A 6479-nucleotide genomic window follows, 5' to 3' on the forward strand; every position below is an offset into this window, starting at 1 on the left:
CAGCTATATAATATCTAGCGAAGCCATTCCTCATTTAAGGTTTGGCTATCTCCAAGATAATCTAACAACCACGTCAAAGCAGGCGATTCACTTTTATCAACCCACGTCAGACAGCATGGACTGTCTGGCAATGGCTGTGCAAGTTTTAAAGTAACTAGCTTACCTTGGGCTATCAATGGCTCAGCACGATGCCAAGGCACCATTCCTACACATAATCCTGCCAACAAACACTCAAGCCCCATATCCCATGTTGGTACAACCATTCTACGTTGGTTATTTAACGCCCAAGTGTCACGCTTTGGTAAACTACGTGATGTATCCTCTAAACATAAACTAGGATAAGGTCGCATTTCATCATCGGTTAATGGGTGTTCTGCTTTAGCTAATGGATGATCAACATGGCAAACACAGCGCCAAGGCATAAAACCCATATCCCTGAAACTATAACGTTCACCAATCGGTGACGCTCTTGTTGCACCAATTGCTAAATCAACACGACCATTAACTAAGGAGTCCCATACCCCATTAAACACTTCTGGGTAGACATACAACTCAATATCAGGAAAATGGCGATAGAAATCGAGAATAAGCTGTTGTGTTCTTTCGGGTTTAACAATGCCATCAACTGCTATACTAAATTGACCACGCCACCCATTGGAAACCTGTTGACATAGGTGTCGAGTGTCATTCATTTTTTTGATAACAGATCGCGCTTCTTTGATGAAAATTTTACCCGCATCGGTTAATTCTACATCACGGTGACGGCGCTCAAATAAAGGAACGGCGAGCCATTCTTCTAATTGCCGAACAGTATAACTAACGGCGGAGGGCACTCTGTGCAATTCTTGAGCAGCGGAGCTAAAACTTCCTGTTCTAGCGACTGCATCAACAACTTCTAAAGAGTATTCTGACCACATAGAGTTTATTCCTTTGAAAATTTTTCACAGCATTAACCAAATATTCCCGTTTCACAAGTAAAATAGGTCTTAGTTACAATACATAAAATGTTCTACATCACATAGCATAGAAAATAAAATGAATACTAAAACATCCACACAATCAAAAACACCTATGAGCTTCATGGTGTACCTAGCAGGTTTAAGTATGCTGGGTTACTTAGCAATTGATATGTACTTACCTGCATTCGGTATGATGCAGCGTGAACTCGCTATCAGCGAAGGCGCTATCAGTAATAGCTTAAGTATCTTTTTATTTGGTTTTGCTGTTGCTCAGTTACTTTGGGGACCACTTTCTGACAAAGTTGGTCGTAAACCTATTCTTCTTATTGGTCTAAGCCTTTTCTCTTTAGGCTGTCTTGGTATGTTGTGGGTTGAAAGTGCAACAGGCTTACTTGCGATGCGCTTCTTACAAGCTTTTGGTGTCTGCTCTGCAGCTGTTATTTGGCAAGCATTAGTTATTGATCGCTTCGATGAGTCTCGCGCACAACACGTTTTTGCTTTAATCATGCCACTGGTTGCATTATCACCCGCACTCGCCCCTTTAATTGGTGCCTCACTATTAAATCACGGTGGCTGGCGTATGATTTTCATGCTACTAATGGCAGTAACACTTGTTTTAATGTTACCAACATTAATGCTGAAAAATATTAAACAAAAATCAGTCTCCGATGCAAACCAATCTACTGCGTCATTTATGACATTACTGAAATCACCTCTATATACAGGTAACGTATTAGTTTACGCTTCTTGTAGTGCAGGTTTCTTTGCTTGGTTAGCAGGCTCACCTATTATTCTTGAGAAAATGGGTTACTCACCACAGGATATCGGTTTAAGCTATATTCCACAAACTATTGCCTTTATGGTTGGTGGTTATGGTTGTCGTATTTTACTGTCAAAAATGACGGGTAAAGCATTATTACCCCTGCTGTTAATTGGTTATGCCGTTAGTATGACTGCATTATACCTTGTTGCTAAATTTACTGAGCCAACATTAACTACGATCTTAATTCCGTTCTGTATTATGGCTGCAATGAATGGTGCATCTTATCCAATCGCTGTATCTAATGCTTTATCAGCTTACCCTGAAATCAGTGGTAAAGCAGCCGCATTACAAAATGCACTACAACTGGGTCTTTGTAGTTTAGCAAGTTTTATCGTGTCTGCGTTTATCAGCCAACAACCGCTTATTAACACCACCGCAATTATGGCGTTAACTGCGATCCCAATGGCAGTTGGTTACTTTATTCAGCGTAATAAATCCGTTAGCAAACACACAATTCAAACAGCAGAATAATCGCACTCATATTTTTGGGAATATTCTTAAAAAGGCTATTTTATAAAAAATGGCCTTTTTATTTCCTAGAGAAAAATAATCTACGTCTCTATACTTACCTATACGCTGTAATAGCGTTTTATTTATTTTTCCTTTCGGATTTTGAGGCATTAAACAGATTATTAGCTGATTATGTCAGATTAGTTGTTTTATTAATTCTATTCGTTCAATTCATATTGAACACAATACCATTTTAATACTGTCAATCTGTACACATCCTTTTTTAGCTTTATGTCTCAAAACCCGCTTAGTTTACGCCGGAGAGTATATGAGTACATCTTGTGTAGAAGAAGGCCGAAAGACCTCTCATGATCCTTATAAAAGGATCGCTATCGAACTATTAACTCATGCAGATATTCGAGTAAATGGCTCTGAACCTTATGATATTCAGGTTCACAATCAAAATTTTTATAAAAGAGTATTGCAACAAGGCTCATTAGGTCTCGGTGAAAGCTATATGGACGGTTGGTGGGATTGTGAGCGACTTGATATATTCTTTCATAAGGTATTGCGTGCAGGCCTTGAAAATAAGCTTCCGCAGAATCTACGTGATATTTTCAAAATTGCAACGGCCCGTCTTTTTAATCTACAAACACAAAAACGTGCATGGATGGTTGGTAAAGAGCATTACGATCTTGGTAATGATTTATTTACATCTATGCTTGATCCTAATATGCAATATTCCTGTGGCTATTGGAAAAATGCAGATAACTTAGCACAAGCTCAAGAACACAAATTAGATCTTATTTGCCGGAAGCTCGATTTAAAACCTGGTATGACTTTATTAGATATCGGTTGTGGTTGGGGTGGGCTTGCCGCTTACGCAGCAAAACATTTCGGTGTTTCTGTCACTGGTGTCACCATTTCTGTTGAACAGCAAAAATTGGCACAAGCACGATGCCAAGAACTTGATGTTAATATTATTTTAGAAGATTATCGCGATTTACATGAACAATTTGATCGCATCGTTTCTGTCGGTATGTTTGAGCATGTTGGCCCTAAAAATTATGCAACGTACTTTAAAGTAGCTCGTCGTAACTTAAAAGAAGACGGTCTATTTTTATTGCATACCATTGGATCTAATCGCGATAAAGTGAATGTAGATAGTTGGATAAGTAAATATATCTTTCCTAATGGTTGCTTGCCATCGATTCAAAAAATCGCACATGCAATGGACGGTAAGTTTGTAATGGAAGATTGGCACAACTTTGGTGCTGATTATGATAAAACTCTAATGGCATGGTATCAGCGCTTTTTAACCTGTTGGCCAGAGATTGAATCAAATTATACACCGCGCTTTAAACGCATGTTTAGCTATTATCTAAATGCCTGTGCTGGTGCATTTAGAGCCAGAGATATTCAATTATGGCAAATCATGTTAAGCCCTAAAGGGCAAGTTGGTGGTTTACAAATTCCACGTTAATTTTAATTAAAAACAAAAAAGCCAGTTTAATCAATGAACTGGCTTTCTTTTTACTTTAGCTTAAAAAGCAACAAAGCTAATAAGTCATAATGTTATTATTACTCTTCGTTTTCACTTTGCTGTGCTGCTAATAAAGCTTGTTGCTGTGCCATAACACGTTCGACTGTATCCACAATCGCTTGAGTTTGAGGATCAAGTTCAATATTCACTTTATCGCCAAGACGTTTACAACCGAGTGTCGTTCTGTCTCGTGTTTCTGGAATAAGATGGACACAGAATCGGTTATTAACCACATCACCAATAGTCAGACTAATACCATCAATACCGATAAAGCCTTTATGCAAAATGTATTTCATCAGCGATTTATCGAAGATACGAAACCAAATTTGTAAATTGTTTTCTGAAGTAATAATTTTGGCAACTTCGGCGGTTGTGACAATATGACCAGACATCACATGCCCGCCTATTTCATCGCCGTATTTAGCTGCGCGTTCAATATTAACTTCAGAGCCCACATTTAATTCACCAAGGTTAGTGAGACGTAACGTCTCTTTCACTAAATCAAAGCTAATGTGCGTACCTTCAATTTTAGTAACCGTTAAACAGCAACCATTATTCGCAATAGAGGCTCCTGTTTCTAAGTTACCGACTAACTCTTTCGGTAATTCAATGATATGGGTACGAAAATCGCCTTTATCTTCTATAGCAATAACTCGCCCTTTTCCCTGAACAATACCTGTAAACATCTTACATCTCCTTGGGTAGATAAACTGGTAAACTCAATTTAGGCTTATGCTAGTTAGAATAACATAGCTCTTATTAATACAAAGGAACAATTATCGTATTTATTCCTTGCTGAGAACTGCCGTTAAATATAACGTAAAAACACCTAATAAATTATCAAAATCCTGTGTTTAAAAAGCTAAGCATCTTTCATTGCTAATTAAACTTTTATCATTAGAATATGCGTTCTTGAGGATCTCTTTACGCCATTTTAACAATACGGCGTTTATTCTCTTCCTTTCCTTCCTTTTTCTTATAATAAATAAAGGTGTATGCGTGCAGAAGTACATAAAAGAAGCGCGTAGCTTACTTGCTTTAGGCATCCCCGTTATCATCGCGCAATTTTCCCAAACGGCAATGGGTGTGGTTGATACTGTTATGGCGGGTGCTGTAAATGCCACAGAAATGTCTGCGGTAGCAGTAGGTACGTCTATTTGGTTGCCAACGATTTTATTAGGTCAAGGCATATTAATGGCATTGACGCCAATCGTTGCTCAATTAAATGGATCAGGACAACGAAAACATATTGCAGATCGTACACAGCAAGGTTTTTGGCTCGCCACATTCTTGTCTATTATGGTAATTGCCGTTCTTTATAACAGCCGATTTATTATTGAAGCACAACATGATATCGACCCTGAATTAGCTGAAAAAGCGATTGGTTTTATTCATGCCATTATGTGGGGAGCACCTGGTTGTCTTTATTATCAAGTATTAAGAAGTCAGTGTGAGGGATTATCCAAAACAAAACCCGGTATGATCATTGGTTTTATTGGCTTGTTGATTAATATCCCTGTGAACTATGCCTTTATTTACGGTAAATTTGGTGCACCACAATTAGGCGGCATTGGTTGTGGTGTTGCGACCGCCTCTGTTTTTTGGGCAATGTTCTTGATGATGCGTTATTACGTGCGTCGTGCTCCCACACAGCGCGATGTTATGCCTAAAAAACGGTTTGTTAGCCCTGAGTTAAATACGATAAAGCGTATTACCTTTTTAGGGTTACCCGTTGGATTAGCACTCTTCTTTGAGGTGACTTTATTTGCTGTTGTTGCACTGTTAGTCTCGCCTTTAGGCGTTACAGCTGTTGCCAGTCATCAAATCGCACTTAACTTTAGTTCACTGATGTTCATGTTCCCTCTTTCATTGGGAATAGCAGCAACCATTCGTGTGGGTTATAACTTAGGACAACGATCTACAGAGCAAGCGCGTATCTCTGCGATCACGGCACTTGCCGTCGGGTTAATGCTTGCCAGCTGTACCGCTATTTTTTCTATTATCTTTAGAGAAAAAATTGCCTTAATGTATAACGACAATCTTGAAGTGGTAACATTAGCTTCTCACTTAATGTTATTTGCTGCCCTTTATCAGTTATCAGATTCGGTGCAAGTTATTGGCTCGGGTGTGTTACGTGGGTATAAAGATACACGTTCTATCTTCTTTATTACTTTTATTGCTTATTGGATCATTGGTCTGCCTTCAGGTTATATCTTAGGGCGTACTGATTATTTTGTTGAAGCGATGGGTCCTGCGGGTTTCTGGATTGGCTTTATTCTTGGTTTAACGGCTTCAGCCATTATGATGGGATCTCGCATTTGGTGGATCCAGCGTCAATCTGATGAAGTGGTGTTATTACGCTCAGAGCGTTAAACGAAAAGGTTAATTTGGCAAGGGAATGACACAAATATCAACAAATAGCTTTAAATACGAGCAGTTGAGTATAAATTTGTGTTTTTCCTCTTGCCAGAATCGGATCATCTCGTTAATATTCGTTCCCGTTGTTACCCAGAATAGATAATGCGTCCATAGCTCAGTTGGTTAGAGCACCACCTTGACATGGTGGGGGTCGGTGGTTCGAGTCCACTTGGACGCACCATTTATTTTTCAACAACATCTCAATACAGTGCGTCCATAGCTCAGTTGGTTAGAGCACCACCTTGACATGGTGGGGGTCGGTGGTTCGAGTCCACTTGGACGCACC

General features: G+C 39.1%; 5 protein-coding genes and 2 tRNA genes. 5 read left to right on the plus strand and 2 right to left on the minus strand.

Annotation, left to right across the window (positions count from 1 at the left end; genetic code table 11):
* Nucleotides 1-14 precede the first annotated feature (14 nt).
* Nucleotides 15-917, minus strand: coding sequence for a DNA-binding transcriptional activator PunR (punR, locus tag ABN217_RS04100; protein ID WP_072070292.1), 903 nt, complete (start codon nt 915-917; stop codon nt 15-17).
* Nucleotides 918-1035: 118 nt separating this feature from the next.
* On the opposite strand from punR, the gene punC reads away from it, so the two are divergent.
* Together punC and cfa are read left to right on the plus strand one after the other, a co-directional pair.
* A complete protein-coding gene (gene punC / locus ABN217_RS04105) occupies nt 1036-2253 on the plus strand; it encodes a purine nucleoside transporter PunC (protein WP_196553145.1) in 1218 nt (405 codons plus the stop codon).
* Nucleotides 2254-2560: 307 nt separating this feature from the next.
* On the plus strand, nt 2561-3715 hold the full coding sequence (gene cfa, locus ABN217_RS04110) for a cyclopropane fatty acyl phospholipid synthase (protein ID WP_115349645.1): 1155 nt from the start codon (nt 2561-2563) through the stop codon (nt 3713-3715).
* Between the two features lie 98 nt (nt 3716-3813).
* On the opposite strand, the gene ABN217_RS04115 is transcribed toward cfa, so the two are convergent.
* Nucleotides 3814-4461 carry a riboflavin synthase subunit alpha gene (locus ABN217_RS04115; RefSeq protein ID WP_072070298.1) on the minus strand — a complete coding sequence of 216 codons (648 nt, stop codon included), beginning with the start codon at nt 4459-4461 and terminating at the stop codon, nt 3814-3816.
* A gap of 313 nt (nt 4462-4774) precedes the next feature.
* Here ABN217_RS04115 and ABN217_RS04120 point away from each other — a divergent pair, with 313 nt between their 5' ends.
* The 3 genes from ABN217_RS04120 to ABN217_RS04130 all read left to right on the plus strand — a co-directional run bounded on the left by ABN217_RS04120 (nt 4775) and on the right by ABN217_RS04130 (nt 6477).
* Entirely contained in the window at nt 4775-6148 is a 1374-nt protein-coding gene (locus tag ABN217_RS04120; protein WP_196553147.1) for an MATE family efflux transporter, read from the plus strand.
* 149 nt (nt 6149-6297) lie between these two features.
* Nucleotides 6298-6374: transfer RNA gene (locus ABN217_RS04125), tRNA-Val, on the plus strand.
* Nucleotides 6375-6403: 29 nt separating this feature from the next.
* Nucleotides 6404-6477, plus strand: a tRNA-Val gene (locus ABN217_RS04130).
* Nucleotides 6478-6479 lie beyond the last annotated feature (2 nt).

This window comes from Proteus sp. fly-1067 (assembly GCF_040139345.1).
Lineage (GTDB): Bacteria > Pseudomonadota > Gammaproteobacteria > Enterobacterales > Enterobacteriaceae > Proteus > Proteus vulgaris_B.

Excerpts from the sequence above, each read along its gene's own strand:
- punC (WP_196553145.1), top strand. The coding sequence starts at position 1,036 with ATGAATACTAAAACATCCACACAATCAAAAACACCTATGAGCTTCATG.
- cfa (WP_115349645.1), top strand. The coding sequence starts at position 2,561 with ATGAGTACATCTTGTGTAGAAGAAGGCCGAAAGACCTCTCATGATCCT.
- punR (WP_072070292.1), bottom strand. The coding sequence starts at position 917 with ATGTGGTCAGAATACTCTTTAGAAGTTGTTGATGCAGTCGCTAGAACA.
- ABN217_RS04115 (WP_072070298.1), bottom strand. The coding sequence starts at position 4,461 with ATGTTTACAGGTATTGTTCAGGGAAAAGGGCGAGTTATTGCTATAGAA.